At 56.2% G+C, this 21,823-nt stretch carries 18 protein-coding genes and 1 pseudogene; 10 read left to right on the forward strand and 9 right to left on the reverse strand.

Annotated features, from left to right (window positions below; translation table 11 throughout):
* Positions 1 to 173: 173 nt before the first annotated feature.
* Genes APU11_RS18520 through APU11_RS18530 form a run of 3 tightly spaced genes read right to left on the reverse strand, consistent with a single transcriptional unit; the run spans position 174 to position 1,920 of the window.
* Positions 174 to 407 carry a YpfN family protein gene (locus APU11_RS18520; RefSeq protein ID WP_060578689.1) on the reverse strand — a complete coding sequence of 78 codons (234 nt, stop codon included), beginning with the start codon at positions 405 to 407 and terminating at the stop codon, positions 174 to 176.
* 24 nt (positions 408 to 431) lie between these two features.
* Positions 432 to 1,559: a succinyl-diaminopimelate desuccinylase gene (dapE, locus tag APU11_RS18525; RefSeq protein ID WP_058651783.1), complete on the reverse strand. Its 1,128-nt coding sequence runs from the start codon at positions 1,557 to 1,559 to the stop codon at positions 432 to 434.
* A 10-nt stretch (positions 1,560 to 1,569) separates the two neighbouring features.
* Complete coding sequence (locus APU11_RS18530; RefSeq protein WP_020689972.1) at positions 1,570 to 1,920, reverse strand: ArsC family reductase; 351 nt, start codon at positions 1,918 to 1,920, stop codon at positions 1,570 to 1,572.
* 387 nt (positions 1,921 to 2,307) lie between these two features.
* On the opposite strand from APU11_RS18530, the gene ypfM reads away from it, so the two are divergent.
* Complete coding sequence (gene ypfM, locus APU11_RS28150) at positions 2,308 to 2,367, forward strand: protein YpfM (protein ID WP_015572204.1); 60 nt, start codon at positions 2,308 to 2,310, stop codon at positions 2,365 to 2,367.
* 109 nt (positions 2,368 to 2,476) lie between these two features.
* On the opposite strand, the gene acrD is transcribed toward ypfM, so the two are convergent.
* Together acrD and narQ are read right to left on the reverse strand one after the other, a co-directional pair.
* Positions 2,477 to 5,590, reverse strand: coding sequence for a multidrug efflux RND transporter permease AcrD (acrD, locus tag APU11_RS18535; RefSeq protein ID WP_029882269.1), 3,114 nt, complete (start codon positions 5,588 to 5,590; stop codon positions 2,477 to 2,479).
* Positions 5,591 to 5,736: 146 nt separating this feature from the next.
* Positions 5,737 to 7,425, reverse strand: coding sequence for a nitrate/nitrite two-component system sensor histidine kinase NarQ (gene narQ, locus APU11_RS18540; protein ID WP_058651781.1), 1,689 nt, complete (start codon positions 7,423 to 7,425; stop codon positions 5,737 to 5,739).
* Between the two features lie 151 nt (positions 7,426 to 7,576).
* Here narQ and aegA point away from each other — a divergent pair, with 151 nt between their 5' ends.
* The 3 genes from aegA to APU11_RS18555 all read left to right on the forward strand — a co-directional run bounded on the left by aegA (position 7,577) and on the right by APU11_RS18555 (position 11,363).
* Positions 7,577 to 9,553, forward strand: coding sequence for a formate-dependent uric acid utilization protein AegA (aegA, locus tag APU11_RS18545; protein ID WP_058651780.1), 1,977 nt, complete (start codon positions 7,577 to 7,579; stop codon positions 9,551 to 9,553).
* Positions 9,554 to 9,620: 67 nt separating this feature from the next.
* Positions 9,621 to 10,214 (forward strand): GDP-mannose pyrophosphatase NudK, encoded by a 594-nt coding sequence (nudK, locus tag APU11_RS18550; protein ID WP_058651779.1) that lies wholly within the window; start codon positions 9,621 to 9,623, stop codon positions 10,212 to 10,214.
* Positions 10,215 to 10,319: 105 nt separating this feature from the next.
* The gene (locus APU11_RS18555; protein ID WP_020689967.1) at positions 10,320 to 11,363 is read left to right on the forward strand and encodes a DUF1176 domain-containing protein; all 1,044 of its coding nucleotides are present in this window, start codon (positions 10,320 to 10,322) and stop codon (positions 11,361 to 11,363) included.
* A gap of 90 nt (positions 11,364 to 11,453) precedes the next feature.
* Here APU11_RS18555 and tkt read toward each other — a convergent pair whose 3' ends face one another.
* Both tkt and tal read right to left on the reverse strand, forming a co-directional pair.
* Positions 11,454 to 13,442 (reverse strand): transketolase, encoded by a 1,989-nt coding sequence (tkt, locus tag APU11_RS18560; protein ID WP_013098214.1) that lies wholly within the window; start codon positions 13,440 to 13,442, stop codon positions 11,454 to 11,456.
* A 19-nt stretch (positions 13,443 to 13,461) separates the two neighbouring features.
* On the reverse strand, positions 13,462 to 14,412 hold the full coding sequence (gene tal / locus APU11_RS18565; protein WP_013098213.1) for a transaldolase: 951 nt from the start codon (positions 14,410 to 14,412) through the stop codon (positions 13,462 to 13,464).
* Between the two features lie 246 nt (positions 14,413 to 14,658).
* On the opposite strand from tal, the gene maeB reads away from it, so the two are divergent.
* Positions 14,659 to 16,938 (forward strand): NADP-dependent oxaloacetate-decarboxylating malate dehydrogenase, encoded by a 2,280-nt coding sequence (gene maeB, locus APU11_RS18570; RefSeq protein ID WP_060578690.1) that lies wholly within the window; start codon positions 14,659 to 14,661, stop codon positions 16,936 to 16,938.
* An 82-nt stretch (positions 16,939 to 17,020) separates the two neighbouring features.
* On the opposite strand, the gene hemF is transcribed toward maeB, so the two are convergent.
* Positions 17,021 to 17,920, reverse strand: coding sequence for an oxygen-dependent coproporphyrinogen oxidase (gene hemF / locus APU11_RS18575; protein WP_013098211.1), 900 nt, complete (start codon positions 17,918 to 17,920; stop codon positions 17,021 to 17,023).
* Positions 17,920 to 18,795: an N-acetylmuramoyl-L-alanine amidase AmiA gene (gene amiA, locus APU11_RS18580; protein ID WP_058651778.1), complete on the reverse strand. Its 876-nt coding sequence runs from the start codon at positions 18,793 to 18,795 to the stop codon at positions 17,920 to 17,922. Before amiA ends, hemF begins: the two co-directional genes overlap by 1 nt.
* A gap of 212 nt (positions 18,796 to 19,007) precedes the next feature.
* Here amiA and APU11_RS18585 point away from each other — a divergent pair, with 212 nt between their 5' ends.
* The 5 genes and pseudogenes from APU11_RS18585 to APU11_RS28980 all read left to right on the forward strand — a co-directional run.
* On the forward strand, positions 19,008 to 19,433 hold the full coding sequence (locus tag APU11_RS18585; RefSeq protein ID WP_014832842.1) for a GNAT family acetyltransferase: 426 nt from the start codon (positions 19,008 to 19,010) through the stop codon (positions 19,431 to 19,433).
* Positions 19,420 to 19,869: a DUF2919 domain-containing protein gene (locus tag APU11_RS18590; protein WP_014832841.1), complete on the forward strand. Its 450-nt coding sequence runs from the start codon at positions 19,420 to 19,422 to the stop codon at positions 19,867 to 19,869. Before APU11_RS18585 ends, APU11_RS18590 begins: the two co-directional genes overlap by 14 nt.
* 63 nt (positions 19,870 to 19,932) lie before the next feature.
* The gene (locus APU11_RS18595) at positions 19,933 to 20,508 is read left to right on the forward strand and encodes an RpoE-regulated lipoprotein (protein ID WP_058651777.1); all 576 of its coding nucleotides are present in this window, start codon (positions 19,933 to 19,935) and stop codon (positions 20,506 to 20,508) included.
* Positions 20,509 to 20,600: 92 nt separating this feature from the next.
* Complete coding sequence (locus APU11_RS18600) at positions 20,601 to 21,500, forward strand: Dyp-type peroxidase (RefSeq protein ID WP_013098206.1); 900 nt, start codon at positions 20,601 to 20,603, stop codon at positions 21,498 to 21,500.
* Between the two features lie 105 nt (positions 21,501 to 21,605).
* Positions 21,606 to 21,823, forward strand: a pseudogene (locus APU11_RS28980) (IS4 family transposase); the annotation flags it as partial.

A 21,823-nucleotide genomic window follows, 5' to 3' on the forward strand; every position in this document is an offset into this window, starting at 1 on the left:
TTCGGGTGACTCTCTATCCGGCTTCGGATCGTGGTCGCTGTGGGCTTGGTTGTTGTGTCTTTTTCTTTTTTGTTTGGTCCTACGTCTGTGGGTATCTTGTAGTTTTATTGCGGGAAGGTCTTGTGTTAGCTTGAGTCTTTAACGATCCTCCCACCCCCGTGATCTACACCTCTCTATTCGTCGCCACCGTCAGATGTTTTTAAGGTCCCTTCTTTTTTCTGGTCTTTCTTTGGCCAGTCGTCGTCGTCATCCCACTTGTCGTTAAAATCACGATGAGGCGGAAGATCCGGCTTGTTGGCGAGGAATTTTTTATGGTCAACGCGCTTAAGATCTTTAATCACGTTAAGCAATACGCCTACCAGAAACACTAACACCAGAATCCACCAGTACTTTGCAAGCCAATCCATTCGCTATTCCTCTCAGAGCGCTCGTCAGGCGACGATTTGCTCCATAATACGTTGATACATACGGGCCAGCAGTTGTAAATCCGCGGCATTTACACACTCATTGATTTTATGAATGGTCGCGTTCACTGGCCCCAGTTCGACAACCTGAGCTCCCATGCGGGCGATAAAGCGTCCGTCTGAGGTGCCACCCGTCGTCAGCAGTTGTGGCTTAATTTCATTATAGTGCTCGATGGCGTTCACCACCGCATCCACCAGTTTGCCACGCTGTGTCAGGAACGGCTGGCCGGAAAGCCACCAGTCCACGGTGTAACGCAGCTGATATTTTTCCAGCAGGGCGATAACGCGCGCTTTGATCATCTCATCGGTCAGTTCCGTGCTGAAACGGAAGTTAAACTGAACGAAACAATCGCCCGGGATCACGTTGTTGCTGCCGGTTCCTGCCTTCACGTTCGCAATCTGCATGCTGGTTGGCGGGAAGTACTCATTGCCTTTGTCCCACTCAATGCTTACCAGTTCACTCAGCATCGGCGCTGCGCGGTGAACTGGGTTATCGGCCAGATGCGGGTACGCCACGTGTCCCTGTACGCCGTGAATGGTCAGGTTACAGGTTAACGAACCGCGGCGGCCATTTTTCACCACATCGCCCACCACCTCGGTACTGGACGGCTCGCCGACCAGACAGTAGTCCAGACGCTCGTTGCGGGCCATCAGGGCCTCAACCACCTTGACGGTGCCGTTATGGGCGCTGGCTTCTTCATCAGAGGTAATGAGAAACGCGAGACGGTTTTTATGGTTCGGGTGCTGGGCGACAAAGCGCTCAGCCGCCACAACCATTGCCGCCAGGGAGCCTTTCATGTCTGCGGCGCCGCGGCCAAAGAGCATGCCATCGCGGATGGTTGGTTCAAACGGAGGGTTGATCCAGCGGTCCGCATCACCTGCGGGAACCACGTCGGTATGCCCGGCAAAGGCCAGTGTTTCGCCCTGGCCACGCCACGCCCAGAAATTCTGGGTGTCGCCAAAATCCATCCGCTCCACGGTAAAACCGATGGCACGCAGGCGCTCAATCATTAATGCCTGACAACCTGCGTCGTCCGGGCTAAGGGAAGGACGGCGAATAAGCTGCTGAGTCAGCTCAATGACCGGGCATGACATAAACTACACCTCAACGAAAAAAGTCGGAATAAAGGGTTTCACTGAAACCCAGCAGCATAGGCTGCCCGGGCGCGCAGAGCAATGGGCGTTTGATGATTGCTGGCATTTCAAGCATCAGATTTGCTGCGCTGTTGGCATCCTTGATGCTGGCACGCAGTGATTCGTCCAGCTTGCGCCAGGTCGTGCCGCGGGTGTTCAGCAGCGCGTCCCACCCCAGTTCGTTAATGGCGGTATGCAGAAATTCTGCATCAAGCCCATCGGCACGGTAATCGTGGAAGCGGTACTCGACGTTGTTAGCTTCGAGCCAGCGACGGGCTTTTTTGATCGTGTCACAATTTTTAATGCCGTACATGACAACCATGTTGAATCCTTTTGTTCTTATGACCATTAAATGTTCAGTAAATTCGAAGATATATCCTTAAACGGAATATAACACATTCAGAAACGCTCTGGATTAACACCTCTTTTTAATTCAACTCACACCTGTACGCTGAATATTCTTTCATCATTTAAGCATAGATGTCCAGCAGGTATAAATTGCCTGTAAACTCAGCGGGTAAAATAAAACTCACCCGTGCGTAGGGTTATTTCAAAATATTGCTGGCCGTCACACAAAATTTAAGGTTCTCCGTTCATATTTATCATAAATCCAGCGCGCAGACGGGGTACAATCACAGCAATCGGTTAAATTGTCTTCACAATGATGATACGTTTTCGTAGAATGCGCATAATAATAAGAGAGGTTGTTATGATTGAACGTGAACTGGGGAACTGGAAAGATTTTATCGAAGGCATGCTTCGTAAATGACATTCAGTAAGAATTGCAAGAGCACTTAAATAAGTAAAATAACCATAGTGTGAATTAATCGCACAGTAAAAAGGCGGCCTACTGAGCCGCCTTTTTTATTTTCACTATCTTATTCAGGCCGTTCCTTGAGCGGGAAGCGGCGACGCACCAGCACGAAGAACAGCGGCACAAAATAAATGGCCAGGATCGTGGCTGAAATCATTCCTCCCATGACGCCTGTACCTACCGCATGCTGGCTGCTGGAGCCTGCACCTGAGCTGGTTGCCATCGGTAACACCCCGAAGACAAACGCCAGCGAGGTCATCAGGATTGGACGTAAGCGCTGACGGCAGGCATGCAGCGTGGAAGCCATCAGTTCATGGCCTTTCGCATTCATCTCATTGGCAAACTCAACAATCAGGATGGCGTTTTTCGCCGACAACCCAATCACGGTGAGCAGCCCCACCTGAAAGTAAACGTCGTTCTCCAGACCGCGCATCCAGGTGGCGAGCAGCGCGCCGATCACGCCAAGCGGTACCACCAGCATGACCGAGAACGGGACTGACCAGCTTTCATACAGCGCCGCAAGACAGAGGAAGACCACCAGCAGCGAAAGCGCGTAAAGCGCGGGAGCCTGCGCCCCGGAGAGCCGCTCCTGATAAGACATGGCCGTCCACTGCAGACCAAAGCCAGCGGGCAGCTGTTGCACCAGCTTTTCCATGGTGTCCATCGCCGTACCGGTGCTGACGCCCGGCGCGGCTTCACCGACGATCTCAACGGCGGAATAGCCGTTATAGCGCTCCAGACGCGGAGAACCGCTCTCCCAGTGCGAGGAGGCGAAGGCGGAGAACGGCACCATGCCGCCCGCATTGTTGCGGACATACCAGCGGTTAATATCGTCCGGCAGCATGCGGTATGGCGCGGCGGATTGCACATACACTTTTTTAACGCGACCGCGATCCATAAAGTCATTCACATAGCTTGAACCCCACGCCGTTTGCAGGGTGTCGTTAATATCGTCGATGGAAACGCCCAGCGCCTGCGCCTTACGCTGATCAATATCCACCTGCAGCTGCGGGCTGTCATCCAGACCGTTGTGACGGACGCGGGTCAGACCCGGATCTTTACCGGCCAGCTCTAACAGCTTGTCGCGTGCCGCCATCAGCGCCGTGTGGCCCGCACCGGCATGGTCCTGCAACTCCATGTCAAACCCGGCAGAACTGCCGAGACCGCTGATGGCCGGTGGGCTGCTGGCAAAAACGCGAGCCTCTTTGATACGGGAGAAGGCTTTGGTCGCGCGTTCGATAATGGCAAACGAGGTGCCCGTTTTCGTATCGCGTGCGTCCCAGTCTTTCAGGCGCACAAACATACGTGCAACGTTCTGCCCGTTCCCGCCCGGGCCGGAGCCGACGGTGGAGAAGACCGACACCACGTTATCTTTCTCTTTGGTAAAGAAGTACTGCTCCACCTTCTGAACTACCTTCAGCGTTTGCTGCTGCGTTGACCCGCTCGGGAGCTGCACCGAAGTGATGAACATCCCCCGGTCTTCCTGCGGCAGGAACGAAGTCGGCAGATGCAGGAACAGCCATACCATACCGCCCAACAGCACAACATAAATCATCATCCAGCGCAGGCTGCGGTGCAGCACCTTGCCGACGGCAGTTTCATAACGCGCGGCACTGCGGTTGAACATGCGGTTAAACCAGCCAAAAAAGCCTTTCTGACCGTGCTGCTCCCCTTTATGTAGCGGCTTGAGGAGGGTGGCGCAGAGGGCAGGCGTGAGGATCAGCGCCACCAGCACCGAGAGCACCATTGCGGAGACGATGGTGATTGAGAACTGACGATAAATGGCGCCGGTTGTGCCGCCGAAAAACGCCATCGGGATAAAGACCGCCGAGAGCACCATCGCGATGCCAACTAACGCCCCCTGAATTTGTCCCATCGATTTACGCGTGGCCTGACGGGGGGAAAGCCCTTCCTCGCTCATGATGCGCTCGACGTTTTCGACCACCACGATGGCATCGTCCACCAGCAGGCCAATCGCCAGCACCATTGCAAACATCGTCAGGGTGTTAATGCTGTAACCAAACGCGTAAAGCACCGCGAAGGTACCCAGCAACACCACCGGAACGGCAATGGTCGGGATCAGCGTTGCGCGGAAGTTTTGCAGGAACAGGTACATGACCAGGAAGACCAGCGCGATCGCTTCCAGCAGCGTTTTCACCACATCTTCAATAGAGGCTTTAACGAAGGAGGTGGTTTCGTAGGCGACTTTATATTCCAGCCCGTGGGGAAAATAGTGCGACAGCTCATCCAGACGATCCAGCACCAGCTGCGCGGTGGCCATTTCATTGGCCCCGGAGGCCAGTTTTACCCCCAGACCGGAGGCCGGGTTACCGTTAAAGCGGCTGAGATAATCATATTTCTCTGCCCCCATTTCTACTGTGGCGACATCGCCCAGGCGGACCTCTGAACCATCCTGATTTACGCGCAGGGTAATGTTGCGAAACTGCTCCGGGGTCTGAAGCAGCGACTGTGAGTTAATGGTGGCATTCAACGCTTGTTTATCGACGGAGGGCGTTCCCCCCAGTTGTCCCACCGCAATCTGGGCGTTCTGGGATTTAATGGCATCCGTCACGTCGGTTGCCGTCATCTGGAAGCTGTTCAGCTTATTCGGATCAAGCCAGATACGCATTGAATACTGAGAGCCGTAAGCATCGATATCACCGACGCCGTTAATACGGCTGAGGGGATCCTGAATATTACTGGCGACGTAGTCCGCAATGTCCTGCTTATCCATGGAACCGTCGGTAGAGACAAACGCAATAGTCAGGATGTTGGTGTCACCGGTTTTACGTACGGTAACCCCCTGATTCTGCACCGCCTGAGGCAGTTTACGCATCGCCGACTGCAGCTGGTTTTGCACCTGCTGTACGGCTTCGTCCGGATCCGTACCGGCGGTAAAGCTCAGGGTGACGGTCGCCTGGCCCGTGGCGCTACTCTGCGAGGACATGTACATCAGGTTATCCAGACCCGTCATGTTCTGCTCGATAACCTGCGTGACGGTATTTTCCAGCGTTTGTGCTGAAGCTCCGGGGTAATTTGCCGTGACGCGCACGTTTGGTGGTGCCAGGTCGGGATATTGCTCAACAGGAAGTGAAGTAATGGCCAGGACACCTGTCAGACACAACAGTATGGCAAGTACCCAGGCAAAAATGGGGCGATCGATAAAAAAATTCGCCATGAAAATGAGACCTCGTTTTGCTGCACGTCATTATTGTTTATTGCCCGCATCACTTTAGCGGCAAGACGAAGACCAAACGTGGAGAAATAAAGGAGATAGTGTAAATTATCATGCGCTTTTCTCTGCGCTTCACCTTTTACCGTTATTTACCTCCCGGCCCCGTTTGTCGGGAAGATCACGCTCACCAGCGTCCCCCCGTTTTGCGGCTGGGAAAAGTGCAGCGTTCCGCCAAGTCGCGCCGCCCGTTCGCGCATAATATTCAGCCCGTAATGTCCCGGCGGCTCGCTGGCTTCGCCAATCCCGATACCGTTATCGCGAATGCTGACGCTGTGGGTGCCGTCAGCAGACGTCACGCAGCTGACGGTTATCTCGCTGGCCTGGGCGTGCTTCATCGCATTCAACACCGCTTCACGCACGATCTGCAGCAAATGCACCTGTTTCTGGGCATCCAGCGCCAGCGAGGAGAGGCGGCAGTCGAGGTGCAGCTTTGCCTGCGTCTGGCTCTGTAACCCGTCCAGTGACTCCTGTAGGGCCGCGGGCAGATTGGCGTGGTTAAGCGTCAGGCGGAAGGTGGTAAGCAGTTCCCGCAATTGATGCCAGGCGTTGTTAAGCTCGCGGGAAAAGTCGGTGATAATGGTCTGCGCCGGGGCATTTTCCTGCGGGATAGCGCGTTTCAGCAGTGCCAGCTGAATACGTAAATACGACAGTACCTGCGCCAGGGAATCGTGCAGCTCGCGGGCGATCGTCGCGCGCTCTTCCATCAGCAGCAACTGCTGGTAGTGCTTTTGCGCCTGGTTGAAATACAGTCCGCGTCCGAGCATTGTCGCCACGCTTTCCATCAGCGGCAGAGGAACGTTGCCCGTCTCGCTTTGCCAGCGTAATTCCCCGTACAGGGTATCCTGCATCAGCACGGGCAGCGTTTGGACAGGGCTCCCGGTTGATTCGATACCCTCACTGAGCCGCCAGTCGTCGCTGGTGCGCAATTCCAGGTAGTTCATCTGCGTGTACTCATGCACTATCTGCAAAATATGCCGGAAACAGTGGCTGTCTATCTGGCCGGTGTTCAGTGCCTGAGAGCATTTAAACAGCATCTCGAGTTGCTGATGCGCCTCATTCAGATGCTGCGTCTTTTCCGCTACGGAGTGTTCAAGCGAGCGATACAGCGTATGCAGCTCGGCAGACATGTGGTTGAACGCCCGGGAAAGTTGGCCCAGTTCGTTTGGCAGCGCGGTATCCGGTGCAGGCGTATCGAATTGCCTCCGCTCAATGCGCTCGCTGGCCGCCACCAGATTATTCAGCGGTAACACCACCTGGCGGCGGATGCGTCGCAGGGTAAAGATCGTCAGGATCAGGATGCCCATCCCGCCCGCCAGGGAGATCAGAATCACCGCCCGGATTTTATGTTCGGTGTAGTGCTGAAGGGCGAGCACAAAGGCGTCAATCCGGCCGACAAAGTCTTCAATGTGGGCCTGATACCACCCGCTATCGCCGCGAGCGATGTGGTTGTCCATCTCCTGCCATGCCAGATGCAGCTGCTGATAGCGCGCCTTAACATCGTCCGGCACGTACCAGCGGCTCAGCTTCTGTAGCGCAGGGGCGCTCAGCGTCTGCTGCCAGCTCTCGCGATGCGCCGCCAGGGCGTCGCTGTTGCGTTGCATCTCATAGCCCAGACGGTAGCTCTGCATTCGCAGGGAACCGGCAATATTGATGGCTTCTGCATCCCGCTGGCTGCTGGCAAGCGTGAACAACGCGACGGTGCTGGTCAGAACGGACAGCACGATAATGGAAATGAAAGCCCGGGCCAGGCTTCCGGAAACGGGTCGTTTAACGGTCACAGAACAGCTTCCTGAAAAAATTGATCTGCCACAGGTTCACTGGAGATAGTTCGGCTTCCTGGGCATTTGTACATTGCCTGATAGCGCCGCCGTGGGTAAATACAATATTCCTATAAAGAATAAGGTTATTGAACCAAAAACAGGTGTCGTTATGAATCGTTTTATTATGGCCAACAGCCAGCAGTGTATAGGGTGCCGTGCCTGCGAAGTGGCCTGCGTGATGGCGCACAACGATGAACAACACGTGCTGAGCGAACGCCATTTTCATCCCCGCATCACTGTCCTGAAATCTGGCGCGAAGAGCACGCCTGTAACCTGCCACCATTGCGAAAATGCGCCCTGCGCGCAGAGCTGCCCTAACGGGGCCATCAGCAAATGCGATGACAGCGTACAGGTGAATCAACAAAAATGCATTGGCTGTAAAGCCTGCGTGGTTGCCTGTCCGTTCGGCACGATGGAGATCGTTGTTACGCCTCTCGACAAGGGCAACGTAAAAGCCTCGGCGCATAAATGCGATCTTTGCCACACGCGCCCACAGGGCCCGGCCTGCATCGAAAATTGTCCGGCACAGGTGCTTACCCTGGCGACGCCCGCCGTACTGAATAACCTGGCGAAAACCCGCCGCCAGCGCACCGCCCGTCAGGAGGCGCAGCCCTGGCACGGCGAGGCGGTAAGGCCAGACCTGCCGCACACCCGCCTTGAGCAGATGAGAAACACACCGCGACGCGGGGAGCCGGATAAACTCGCCGCGAGTGCACGCGTCAGCCATTTTCAGGAGATCTACCTGCCGTTTCGGGCAGAGCAGGCCGCGCGTGAGGCATCGCGCTGCCTGAAGTGCGGCGAACACAGCATTTGTGAATGGACCTGTCCGCTGCACAACCATATCCCCCAGTGGATTGAACGCGTTAAAGCGGGGGATATCGCCGGGGCGGTTGAGCTTTCACACCAGACCAACTGTTTACCTGAAATTACCGGCCGCGTCTGCCCGCAGGACCGATTATGTGAAGGCGCCTGCACCGTGCGTGATATCTCGGGCGCGGTGACCATTGGCAACATCGAGCGCTATATCTCTGACCAGGCGCTGGCGATGGGCTGGAAGCCGGATCTGAGCGGCGTGACACCGGTTGATAAACGTGTGGCGGTGATCGGCGCGGGGCCTGCGGGGCTTGCCTGTGCCGACGTGCTGGCGCGCAGCGGCGTGCGCGTCACGGTCTATGACCGGCACCCGGAGATTGGCGGCTTGCTGACGTTTGGTATCCCGGCCTTTAAGCTCGATAAATCGCTGCTCGCACGGCGCAGGGAGATATTCACGGCCATGGGGATCCAGTTCGTTCTGAACTGCGACGTCGGACAGGATGTGCCGCTGTCACAGCTGCAACGCGAATACGATGCACTGTTTATTGGTGTGGGAACCTATCGTTCCATGAAAGCGGGTATCGCACATGAAGATGCGCCCGGCGTCTATGACGCGTTACCTTTCCTGGTGGCAAACACCCGCCACGTGATGGGGCTTGAGGCAACAACCAAAGAGCCATTTATCGATACCCGGGGGCTGAACGTGGTGGTGCTCGGCGGGGGCGATACCGCCATGGACTGTGTCCGCACCGCGTTACGTCACGGTGCGGCGAAGGTAACCTGCGCCTACCGCCGGGATGAAGCCAATATGCCGGGCTCGAAAAAAGAGGTGAAGAATGCGAAGGAAGAGGGCGCCGCGTTTGAGTTTAACGTTCAGCCCGTGGAGTTAACTCTGGCACCTGACGGACAGGTCAACGGCATTCGCATGCTGCGTACCGAACTCGGCGAACCGGATGCTCAGGGCCGTCGTCGGCCGGTACCGATAGCGGGGAGCGAATTTGTGATGCCTGCGGATGCGGTGATCATGGCATTTGGTTTCAATCCACACGAGATGCCGTGGCTGCAGGCGCAGGGCGTGGAGACGGATAGCTGGGGACGAATTATCGCCTCGGTGGAGAGCCGCTATCGCTATCAGACCTCTAACCCGCAAATTTTCGCAGGCGGTGACGCCGTACGCGGCGCAGATTTAGTGGTCACCGCCATGGCGGAAGGGCGACATGCTGCGCAGGGTATCCTCGACTGGCTGGGCGTCAGCGCGTTAAAAACGCATTAAATCGGGTGGGCGACAAAGCGGGGTTCACGGCGTAATATAGGCAGACTCATTGTGTCGTGGAGCCCGTATGACCCTGAAAATTGACGTTATCAAAGACAAAATCCTTTCTGATAATTACTTTGTCCTGCGTAACATCACCTATGATTTAACGCGTAATAACGGGGACGTGATCCGCCACAAACGTGAGGTTTACGACCGCGGCAATGGGGCAACCATTCTGCTTTATAACCGTGAAAAGCAGAGCGTGGTGCTGATCCGCCAGTTCAGGGTGGCGACGTGGGTCAATGGCAATCCGGACGGACGGCTGATTGAAACCTGCGCAGGTCTGCTCGATGACGATGAGCCGGAAGTGTGTATCCGCAAAGAAGCCATCGAGGAGACGGGCTTTGAAGTGGGTGAGGTTAAAAAAGTTTTCGAACTGTTTATGTCACCCGGCGGCGTGACGGAAATCGTCCATTTCTTTATTGCCGAATACAGCGATGCGCATCGTATCCATCAGGGCGGTGGGGTGGAAGATGAAGATATCGAGGTGCTGGAGATAACGTTTGTCCAGGCGCTGGCGATGATCCGTTCCGGGGAAATTAAAGATGGTAAGGCTGTAATATTACTGCAGTATTTACAAACAACCGGGCTGATGGATCCCTCTTTCGAACGGATGTAGTTTGTTTTTCGGATAAATCTATCCGATAAATCCGATTGAGCAACCCCGGCGGGAACACGAAGATACTGCCCAGTTAAGCGTTTTCGTTCCGGGATTGTGCCATTCATGCGCTACTGCGTTTTTATTTTTTTCCTGATTTGTGTGCTCCCCGCACCGCGGGTGTGGGCTGCGCCTGCACAGCAATCATTCTCAGACTGGCAGGTGACCTGCAATAACCAGAATTTTTGCCTGGCACGCAACACCGGTGAACACCGTGGTCTGGTGATGACGCTTAGCCGCAGCGCTGGCGCGAAAACCGATGCCTCGTTACGTATCGATCTCGGCGGTCTTTCAGACCCGTCTGTCAAAGAGCCTGCAATTGCGCCGCGCCTGCTGCTGGATGGGGTGCCCGTGACGCTGGAGCGCCAGCACTGGCAGTTAACGCCCTGGCATCTGAAAACGGACGATGCTGCGACCATCACTGCATTTCTTAAGCATATCCAGGAAGGGAAAGCGCTAACCCTGCGTGATGGCAAGCAGGCGATCTCCCTCAGTGGCCTGAAAGCGGCGCTGTTGTTTATCGATGCGCAGCAAAAGCGCGTCGGCAGTGAAACCGCCTGGATTAAAAAAGGTGACGATCCGCCGTTAAGCGTGCCGCCCGCACCGGCCCTGAAAAAGGTGGCGGTTGTGAATCCCACCCCGACACCGCTCTCCCACAGCGAACTGAACGATCTGCTGGATTATGGTACCTGGCGGATGAATAACAGCCAGTGCTCGCTCGACCCCAACCGTCGGGAAGTGCGCGTCACTGCGCTTACCGATGACAAAGCGCTGCTGATCGTCAGTTGCGAAGCGGGGGCGTATAACACCGTCGATCTGGCCTGGCTGGTATCACGTAAAAAACCGTTTTCTTCCCGTAGCGTCAGGCTGCGTCTGCCGTTTACGCCGTCCAGCGGTAGCAGTGAAATGGAGTTAATGAACGCTCGCTTTGATGAGAAAACGCGTGAGTTGACCACCCTGGCGTTAGGGCGGGGGATTGCCGACTGCGGTATCCAGACGCGCTGGCGCTTTGACGGCCAGCGCTTCCGTCTGGTGCGTTATGCCGAGGAGCCCAGCTGCGATAACTGGAATGGGCCAGATGCCTGGCCCACGTTGTGGATCACACGCTAGTTTTGCCGGGTGGCGGTTACACCTTACCCGGCCCACGTTTCGAACCATGTAGGCCCGGTAAGCGTAGCGCCACCGGGCACGCAGGCCGCACTAAAGCACGCTTAACGCCTTCTCAACGACGTTCTCAACGGTAAAACCGAAATACGGGAACAGCTTGTCGGCCGGCGCCGATTCACCGTATCCCCGCATGCCGACAATGGCCCCTTTCAGCCCGACATATTTGTACCAGTAGTCGGCAATGCCCGCCTCAACCGCCACGCGGGCCGTCACGCTGGATGGCAGGACCGATTCACGATATGCCTCATCCTGCGCGTCAAAGATGTCGGTTGAAGGCAGGGAAACCACGCGCACCGCGTGACCTTCGGCAGTCAGCTTCTCCGCCGCTTTGACGGTAATCTCCACCTCGGAACCGGTGGCAATCAGGATCACATCCGGCTTGCCGCCGCTGTCCTTCAGAATGTAACCGCCGCGGGCAATGTCTTTCACCTGCTCCGGCGTGCGTTCAATCTGCGCCAGGTTCTGACGTGACAGGATCAGCGCCGTCGGTCCGTTATGGCGCTCTACTGCCAGCTTCCAGCCCACCGCGGCCTCGACCTGATCGCACGGACGCCAGGTGCTGAAGTTTGGCGTCAGGCGCAGGCTCGCCAGCTGTTCAACGGCCTGGTGGGTTGGCCCGTCTTCCCCAAGCCCGATGGAGTCATGGGTGTAAACCATAATCTGCCGCGCTTTCATCAGAGCCGCCATGCGTGCGGCGTTACGGGCGTATTCCACAAACATCAGGAAGGTGGCGGTGTAGGGGACAAATCCCCCGTGATGAGCGATACCGTTGGCAATGGCGGTCATGCCGAACTCGCGTACGCCATAGTGAATATAGTTTCCGGCGATATCCTCTTTCAGCGATGTCGAGCCAGACCAGATGGTCAGGTTGCTGGGGGCCAGATCCGCCGAGCCGCCCAGCAGTTCAGGCAGGATTGGGCCAATCGCATTCAGGGTGTTTTGCGATGCCTTACGGGTGGCGATTTTGGCCGGGTTAGATTGCAGGTTTTCAATCAGCGCCTGCGTTTTCTCTTCCCAGTCCTCCGGTAGCCCTCCGCTCATGCGGCGGGTGAATTCGGCCGCCAGCTCCGGGTAGGCCTTTTTGTAGGCGGCAAATTTCTCGTTCCAGGCGTGCTGGGCCTTTTCACCCTCTTCACGGGCATCCCATGCGCGGTAAATCTCTTTCGGAATTTCGAACGGCGGATATTTCCAGCCCAGTTTCTGCCGGGTCAGCGCCACTTCCTCATCACCCAGCGCCGCACCGTGCGCCTCTTCTTTACCTGCTTTGTTCGGCGAACCAAAGCCGATAACCGTGCGGCAGATAATCAGCGACGGTTTGTCCTTCACGCTTTGCGCTTCCTGAATTGCTTTTTTCACCGCCTCGGGATCGTGGCCGTCAATTTCATGCACCACATGCCAGTGGTAGGCCTCAAACCGTTTTGCCGTGTCGTCGGTAAACCAGCCCTCGGTTTCCCCGTCTATGGAGATGCCGTTGTGGTCATAGAAGCCAATCAGCTTGCCCAGCCCCAGCGTGCCCGCGAGCGAACAGACCTCATGGGAGATCCCCTCCATCAGACAGCCGTCACCCATAAAGACGTAAGTGTAGTGATCGACGATGTCATGCCCCGGCTGGTTAAACTGCGCACCCAGCGTGCGTTCCGCGATGGCCAGCCCAACGGCGTTGGCTAAACCCTGTCCCAGCGGCCCGGTGGTGGTTTCCACCCCTGGCGTATAGCCAATCTCCGGGTGGCCGGGGGTTTTCGAATGCAGCTGGCGGAAGTTTTTCAACTCTTCGAGCGGCAGATCGTAGCCGGACAAATGCAGCAGGCTGTAGAGCAGCATCGACGCGTGGCCGTTAGAGAGAATAAAACGGTCGCGATCGTACCAGGTGGGGTCGTTAGGGTTGTGCTTCAGGAAGTCATTCCACAACACTTCGGCAATATCTGCCATGCCCATTGGTGCGCCAGGGTGGCCGGAATTGGCTTTTTGCACGGCATCCATGCTGAGGGCGCGAATGGCATTGGCTAACTCTTTACGGGACATAGTTCACTCCGTGGCAAGGTTAAAGTTTGGCGGCGAGAAGATCTTCAAGTTTGCGCTGGTCGACGGCGAACTGGCGGATGCCGTCCGCCAGTTTTTCCACGGCCATTGGGTCCTGATTGTGCTCCCAGCGGAATTCCGCTTCGGTCATGGCTTTCGGTTTGGGCAGTACGGTGGAGGTCGGCACCAGTTTACGGATCACCGTCTCTTCTTTGTCCTGCAGCTTTTTCAGCAGGTCAGGGGAGATGGTCAGGCGGTCACACCCTGCCAGCGCCAGGATCTGCTCGGTGCGGCGGAAGCTGGCCCCCATTACGATGGTTTCGTAGCGGTGCTGCTTGTAATAGTCGTAGATATTACGTACCGACTTCACGCCCGGGTCTTCCTCCACCACGTACGGATCCATCGGCTGTTTTGCCTGATACCAGTCGTAGATGCGCCCGACGAACGGTGAGATCAGGAATACGCCCGCTTCGGCACAGGCGCGCGCCTGCGCAAACGAGAACAGCAGCGTCAGGTTGCAGTGGATCCCCTCTTTTTCCAGCACTTCCGCCGCGCGGATACCTTCCCAGGTGGAGGCGAGCTTAATCAGAATGCGTGATTTGTCGATCCCCTGCTCCTGGTAGAGTTCGACGAGGCGGCGGGCTTTATTGATGCTCTTCTCTTTATCGAAGGAGAGGCGGGCATCGACTTCGGTGGAGACGCGCCCCGGGATGCTTTTCAGAATTTCCGCACCGAAATTAACCGCCAGCTTGTCACTGGCTTCGGCAACCTGTTGTTCCTGGGTTTTGCCGCGCTGTTTGCCATAGGCAATGGCGTCATCAATCAGATGACTAAAATGGGAAAGCCCTGCCGCTTTGAGCAGCAGCGACGGGTTGGTGGTTGCGTCTTCAGGCTGGTAGTGCCGAATCGACTCGATATCGCCGCTGTCTGCAACCACGGTAGTGAATTGTTTGATGCCGTCAAGTTGGTTCATAAGTCATGACTCCTTGAAAATAAAAGCGTTAGACGAGTGCGTTAGTTCACACTTCTGGAAAAATCATGATGGACTTAACAAAAAAGCATAGCAGACGGGGGAGGCATTGCTTTTGAGACGGGTAACATGGCTGTTATAAATTGATAACAATTTTTAATGTGTGATGGTGAGAGTTTGGCAGCCTTCAAAGTTTATGCGGCAGCCTGCGGCGATACTATCTGACCGATACGTAAAAGGAATAACAAGATGGACGATCAGTTAAAACAGAGTGCCCTCGATTTTCACGAGTTTCCTGTCCCGGGTAAAATTCAGGTCTCCCCGACAAAACCGCTGGCAACCCAGCGCGACCTGGCGCTGGCCTACTCGCCGGGCGTGGCGGCACCGTGTCTCGAAATTGAAAAAGATCCGCTGGCCGCTTACAAATATACCGCGCGCGGCAACCTGGTCGCCGTGATCTCTAACGGTACGGCGGTGCTGGGCCTGGGCAACATTGGTGCGCTGGCCGGTAAGCCTGTGATGGAAGGAAAGGGCGTTCTGTTCAAGAAATTCGCCGGTATCGACGTGTTTGATATCGAAGTGGACGAACACGATCCCGATAAATTCATCAACGTCGTGGCGGCGCTGGAGCCGACCTTTGGCGGTATTAACCTCGAAGACATCAAAGCGCCGGAATGTTTCTACATTGAGCAGAAACTGCGTGAACGTATGAACATTCCCGTGTTCCATGATGACCAGCACGGGACGGCGATTATCAGCACCGCCGCCATTCTTAACGGCCTGCGCGTGGTGGAGAAAAATCTTTCTGACGTGCGCATGGTAGTTTCCGGCGCGGGTGCGGCGGCCATTGCCTGTATGAACCTGCTGGTGGCGCTCGGGATGCAGAAACACAACATTGTGGTCTGCGACTCCAAAGGCGTGATCTATAAAGACCGCGAGCCTAACATGGCGGAAACCAAAGCGGCCTACGCGGTGGACGACGACGGCAAGCGTACGCTTGAGGATGTCATTGACGGCGCGGATATCTTCCTGGGCTGTTCAGGCCCGAAAGTGCTGACCCAGGAGATGGTGAAGAAGATGGCGCGTGCGCCAATGATTCTGGCGCTGGCGAACCCCGAGCCAGAAATCCTGCCGCCGCTGGCGAAAGCGGTGCGTGAAGATGCCATCATCTGTACCGGTCGCTCCGACTACCCGAACCAGGTGAACAACGTGCTCTGCTTCCCGTTCATCTTCCGTGGGGCGCTGGACGTAGGTGCGACGGCCATTAACGAAGAGATGAAGCTCGCGGCGGTGCACGCCATTGCGGAACTGGCACACGCCGAGCAGAGCGAAGTGGTTGCTTCAGCCTATGGCGATCAGGATCTGAGCTTTGGCCCGGACTACATCATTCCAAAACCGTTCGACCCGCGTCTGATTGTCAAAATCGCGCCAGCGGTTGCGAAAGCGGCGATGGACTCCGGCGTGGCGACGCGCCCGATAACCGATTTCGATGCTTACGTGGATAAGCTCACCGAGTTTGTTTACAAAACTAACCTGTTTATGAAGCCGATTTTCTCTCAGGCTCGTGCCGACGCGAAGCGGGTGGTGCTGGCGGAAGGGGAAGAGGCGCGCGTGCTCCATGCCACGCAGGAGCTGATCACCTTAGGGCTGGCGAAGCCGATCCTGATTGGCCGCCCGAGCGTTATAGAGATGCGTATCCAGAAGCTGGGCCTGCAGATCAAACCGGGCGTTGATTTTGAGATCGTCAACAATGAATCCGACCCGCGCTTTAAAGATTACTGGAGCGAATACTACGCGATCATGAAACGTCGCGGGATCACTCAGGAGCAGGCGCAGCGGGCGGTGATCAGCAACACCACGGTGATTGGCGCAATCATGGTTCATCGCGGCGAGGCGGATGCGCTGATCTGCGGCACCATCGGTGATTACCACGAGCACTTCAGCGTAGTGCAGGAGATCTTCGGCTATCGCGACGGGGTGCACACGGCCGGTGCGATGAACGCGCTGCTGCTGCCAAGCGGTAACACCTTTATCGCCGATACCTACGTCAACGACGATCCAACCCCGGACGAGCTGGCGGAGATCACCGTGATGGCGGCTGAAACCGTGCGTCGCTTTGGTATCGAACCGAAGGTGGCGCTGCTGTCGCACTCTAACTTCGGCTCCTCTAAATCTGCGGCGGCCTGCAAAATGCGACAGACGCTGGAGCTGGTTCGCGAGCGCGCACCGGAGCTGATGATTGACGGTGAGATGCACGGCGACGCCGCGCTGGTGGAGAGCATCCGCAATGAACGTATGCCAGACAGCCCGCTGAAAGGCTCAGCGAATATCCTGATTATGCCAAACGTGGAAGCGGCGCGTATCAGCTACAACCTGCTGCGCGTCTCGAGCTCTGAAGGGGTGACCGTGGGGCCGGTGCTGATGGGTGTGGCAAAACCGGTGCATGTGTTAACGCCAATTGCCTCTGTACGCCGTATCGTGAATATGGTGGCGCTGGCGGTGGTTGAGGCGCAGACGCAGCCGCTGTAAGTGATGTTTGTCGGGTGGCGCGTTCGCTTACCCGACGACCTACGGGTTGACCAGGCCGGATAAGCGCAGCGCCATCCGGCAGTTAAACCCAGTCCCGAACCTTAATAAACTCACTCAGGGCAGCCTCCGGGCTGCCTTCTTTTGGCTCGTAGCAGTACTCCCAGCGCACCAGCGGCGGCATCGACATCAGAATCGACTCCGTGCGCCCGCCGGTTTGCAGGCCAAACAGCGTCCCGCGATCCCACACCAGGTTAAACTCCACGTAGCGCCCGCGACGGTAAAGCTGGAACTCACGTTCGCGCACGCCGTAGTCGCTGTTTTTACGCCGTTCAACAATGGGCAGATAAGCGTCGGTATAGCCTTCGCCCACCGCACGCATAAAGCTGAACGCGGTATCAAAATCAGGCGTGTTCAGATCGTCAAAGAACAGCCCGCCAATGCCGCGCTGTTCGTCGCGGTGTTTGAGGTAAAAGTAGTCGTCGCACCACTTTTTGTATTTCGGGTAAACGTCTTCGCCAAACGGCAGGCAGAGATCGCGTGCGGTCGTATGCCAGTGCACGGCATCCTCTTCAAAGCCGTAGTAGGGGGTCATATCGAAACCGCCCCCAAACCACCAGACCGGATCGGCCCCCGGTTTTTCCGCAATGAAAAAACGCACGTTGGCGTGGCTGGTTGGCACAAACGGGTTGTGCGGGTGTACCACCAGCGAAACGCCCATCGCCTGGAAGCTGCGGCCTGCCAGTTCAGGACGATGCGCCGTTGCAGAAGCGGGCATGGCCTCCCCGTAAACGTGGGAAAAATTGACGCCCGCCTGTTCAAAGATACCGCCGTTTCGCAACACACGGCTACGCCCGCCACCGCCGGCCTCGCGCTGCCAGTTATCTTCCTGAAAATTACCGCCGTCTGCAGCGGCCAGTTTCTGGCAAATCTCATCCTGCAACTGCAGCAGGAAGGTTTTTACCCGCTTTGCATTCGGTTTCATTAACGTTTCCTGGAGTGCGCTTTTTGATTATCGAACCAGTTAAAGTAACTGATGATGCCGGAGGCGATGGCATTGGCGATTTTCTGACGAAACGCCGCAGTACCAAGCAGACGCTCTTCTTCCGGGTTAGTGATGAAAGAGGTCTCCACCAGCACGGACGGAATCGACGGTGATTTCAGCACCACAAACGCGGCCTGCTCCGTGCTCTTGCTGTGCAGACGGTGCACCGGCTTAATCCGTTTGAGGATATGCGAGCCCAGCGTCAGACTGTTTTTGATGGTATCGGTCTGCACGAGGTCGAACAGCACCTGCTGTAACAGGTGATCTTTATCGGTGGTCTTCTTCCCGGCGACTTCATCCGCACGGTTTTCACGGTCGGAGAGATATTTCGCCATGGCGCTACTGGCGCCGCGATTGGAGAGGGCAAACACCGACGCGCCCGCGGCGGAAGGGTTTGTAAAGCCATCCGCGTGAATGGACATAAAGAGATCGGCACCGTGCTTATGGGCAATTTCCACGCGGTCATACAGCGGAATAAAGGTGTCGCCCGTGCGCGTCAGGCGGGCGTCAATGCCGTTGCTGCGTAAAATCGATCGCACATTTTTTGCAATTGCCAGCACGACGTGTTTTTCTTTTGACCCGTTTTTGCCAATGGCGCCGGTATCAATGCCGCCGTGACCCGGGTCGAGCATGACCAGACGCTTCGCGCCTGGTTTTTTGGCTTTGGGTTTGCTGTGTCCGTTACTGGTTTTAAGCGTGCTCTCTTCTTTTGCCTGAGCCTGCTGTGCGATGCCCGTTAACGTTAAGGCCGCCAGCCCCGCTTTGAGAACCTGACGACGCGATGTGAGTGCTTTTAATGGTTTGAATGTGCTCATGCGGCCTGAATAGTAAAAATTGCGGTCCTGGTGTTATATCGTATCGCGTTTAGCGTTACGACAGTCCTTATTGAGAATTGTTTTACTTTTCATTTCAATACGTGACAAAGTGACATTATGCCAAATTTTGGCGAGATTTTCCCCGGTTATTGGCTAAATGCCCTGTTCGCGCCATAATCACTGTTTTTAAACCCGAAAAGGCGGTTAATACCATGGAGATACGCGTTTTTCGCCAGGAAGATTTCGAAGAGGTGATCACCCTTTGGGAGCGCTGCGATTTGCTGCGTCCGTGGAACGATCCAGAGATGGACATTGAGCGTAAGCTGAATCACGACGTCAGTCTGTTTCTGGTGGCGGAAGTGAACGGCGAAGTGGTGGGCACGGTGATGGGCGGTTACGACGGTCATCGCGGCTCTGCTTATTATCTGGGCGTTCACCCGGAATACCGGGGGCGCGGCATTGCCAATGCGCTGCTCAATCGTCTTGAGAAAAAACTGATCGCTCGCGGTTGCCCGAAAATTCAGATCATGGTGCGCGAAGATAACGACGTGGTGCTGGGCATGTATGAACGTCTGGGCTATGAACACGCTGACGTGCTGAGCTTAGGTAAACGTCTGATCGAAGATGAAGAGTATTGAGATCCACCCGGCAGATTACGACGCGCAGGGGCGTGTCAGGCTGCCTTTCTTATTCTGGTGCGTACTGCTGCTGCAGGCCCGCACCTGGGTGCTGTTTGTCATGGCCGCCGCGTCCCGCGGGCAGGGCGATACATTACTGACGCTCTTTTATCCCGATCACGACGCCTTTTGGCTCGGCCTGTTACCGGGCGTACCGGCGGTGGTGACGTTTTTGTGCAGCGGCCGACGACAGGCGATACCACGGCTTTGGCGTGCGCTTCGCTGGCTGCTGATCCTGGCCCAGATTGCGCTGCTCTGCTGGCAGCCTGTGCTCTGGTGGTACGGTGAACCGCTTACGGGCATCGGCATTGCGCTGGTGGTGGCCGATATCGTGGCGCTGCTGTGGCTGCTGACTAACCCCCGCTTACGCGCCTGTTTTACGCATGAGTCAGATTAACGCGGCACTTTTTGCCGATGCTGCACTCCAACAAGCGTTGATTTAACACGTAAGGACGTTTCAATGAAATCGCTGCGTTTACTTTTATGCGCTCTCCCGCTGGCGTTAACCGGCTGTTCAACGCTCTCCTCCATTAACTGGTCGGCCGCTTATTCGTGGAACTGGTTTGGCTCTTCGCTGGAAGTGACCGAGCAGGGCGTGGGCAACATTACCGCCGCGACGGCGCTGGATCAGGACGCGCTTCAGGCGGCCCTGAGCAGCGACTATCGTCTGCGCAGCGGCATGAAAACTCAAAACGGCACTATCGTGCGTTACTTCGAAGCGCTGAAAGGAGACAAACTGGCGCTGGTGATTAACGGCGATAAAGGCACGGTAAACCGTATTGCCGTGCTGGACGATGCCATCCCGACGGCGAGCGGTGTAAAGGTTGGTACGCCGTTTAGCGATCTCTATAAACAGGCTTTCGGCAATTGCGCCAGCGCGCCTTCAGACGATGGCGTGGCGGTGCAATGTAAAGCGCCGGACAGCCAGCACATCAGCTACCTCTTTACCGGAACCTGGAGCGGTCCTGAAGGCTTAATGCCGTCTGACGATACGCTGAAAAACTGGAAAGTGAGCAAAATTATCTGGCAGCAGTAATTTGCGCCTGAACAATCCGTCTCGCTGAAATCCGGGTATAATACCCGCCATCAATGCCACGTTGTCGTGGCATCTTTATTTCAGGAGGAGCGATGTCTCAGGTTCAGAGTGGCATTTTGCCAGAACATTGCCGCGCGGCGATTTGGATTGAAGCCAATGTGAAAGGGGATGTGGATGCCCTGCGTGCGGCCAGCAAAGTCTTTGTGGATAAACTGGCCACCTTCCAGGCCAAATTCCCGGATGCCCATCTGGGCGCCGTGGTGGCCTTTGGCAATAACGTCTGGCGTCAGCTGAGCGGTGGCGAAGGGGCGGAAGAGCTCAAAGACTTTATCCCTTACGGCAAAGGCCTGGCACCGGCAACCCAGTACGACGTATTGATCCATATTCTCTCTCTGCGCCACGACGTGAACTTCTCCGTTGCTCAGGCGGCGGTAGCGGCGTTTGGTGACAGCATTGACGTTCAGGAAGAAGTCCACGGTTTCCGCTGGGTGGAAGAGCGCGACCTGAGCGGCTTTGTCGACGGGACGGAAAACCCGGCAGGTGAAGAGACGCGCCGTGAAGTGGCGGTCATCAAGGATGGCGTGGATGCCGGCGGCAGCTACGTATTTGTTCAGCGCTGGGAGCATAACCTTAAGCAGCTTAACCGCATGAGTGTGCAGGACCAGGAGATGATGATTGGCCGTACCAAAGAGGCCAACGAAGAGATCGACGGCGATGTACGCCCGGTGACCTCTCACCTGAGCCGCGTTGACCTCAAGGAAGACGGTAAAGGGCTGAAGATTGTTCGCCAGAGCCTGCCGTATGGCACCGCAAGCGGAACCCATGGCCTTTATTTCTGCGCCTACTGCGCGCGTCTGTACAATATTGAGCAACAGCTGCTGAGCATGTTCGGCGATACCGACGGCAAGCGTGACGCCATGCTGCGCTTCACCAAACCGGTCACCGGCGGCTACTACTTCGCACCATCCATTGAGCGCCTGCTGGCGCTGTAATTCCCTTTCTCCCTCTCCCTTTGGGCTGAGGGTTCCCCAGAAAAATGAAAAGCACGATGAAGTGTGATCTACTGGTTGCGCTAACAAATCAGAAGAGACCTCATCGTGCCTTTACAGACAGTCTGCCAGAAATTTTTCTCCGCGTCTTTACCGGACGTTCACAGCTTCCGGATTAATGTCCTTGTTTCCATGGCCGTTGCCCTCACGCACGGTGCGGATCTGACCCTGACCAGCCTTGGTCGCACTCTTCCCGGCAGGGCGCACGTCAAAAATAAAATTAAACGTGTTGACCGTGCCCTGGGTAATACCGCCCTTCACCGGGA

The organism is Enterobacter sp. 50793107 (assembly GCF_001463365.1).
In the GTDB taxonomy this organism is placed as follows: domain Bacteria; phylum Pseudomonadota; class Gammaproteobacteria; order Enterobacterales; family Enterobacteriaceae; genus Enterobacter; species Enterobacter cloacae.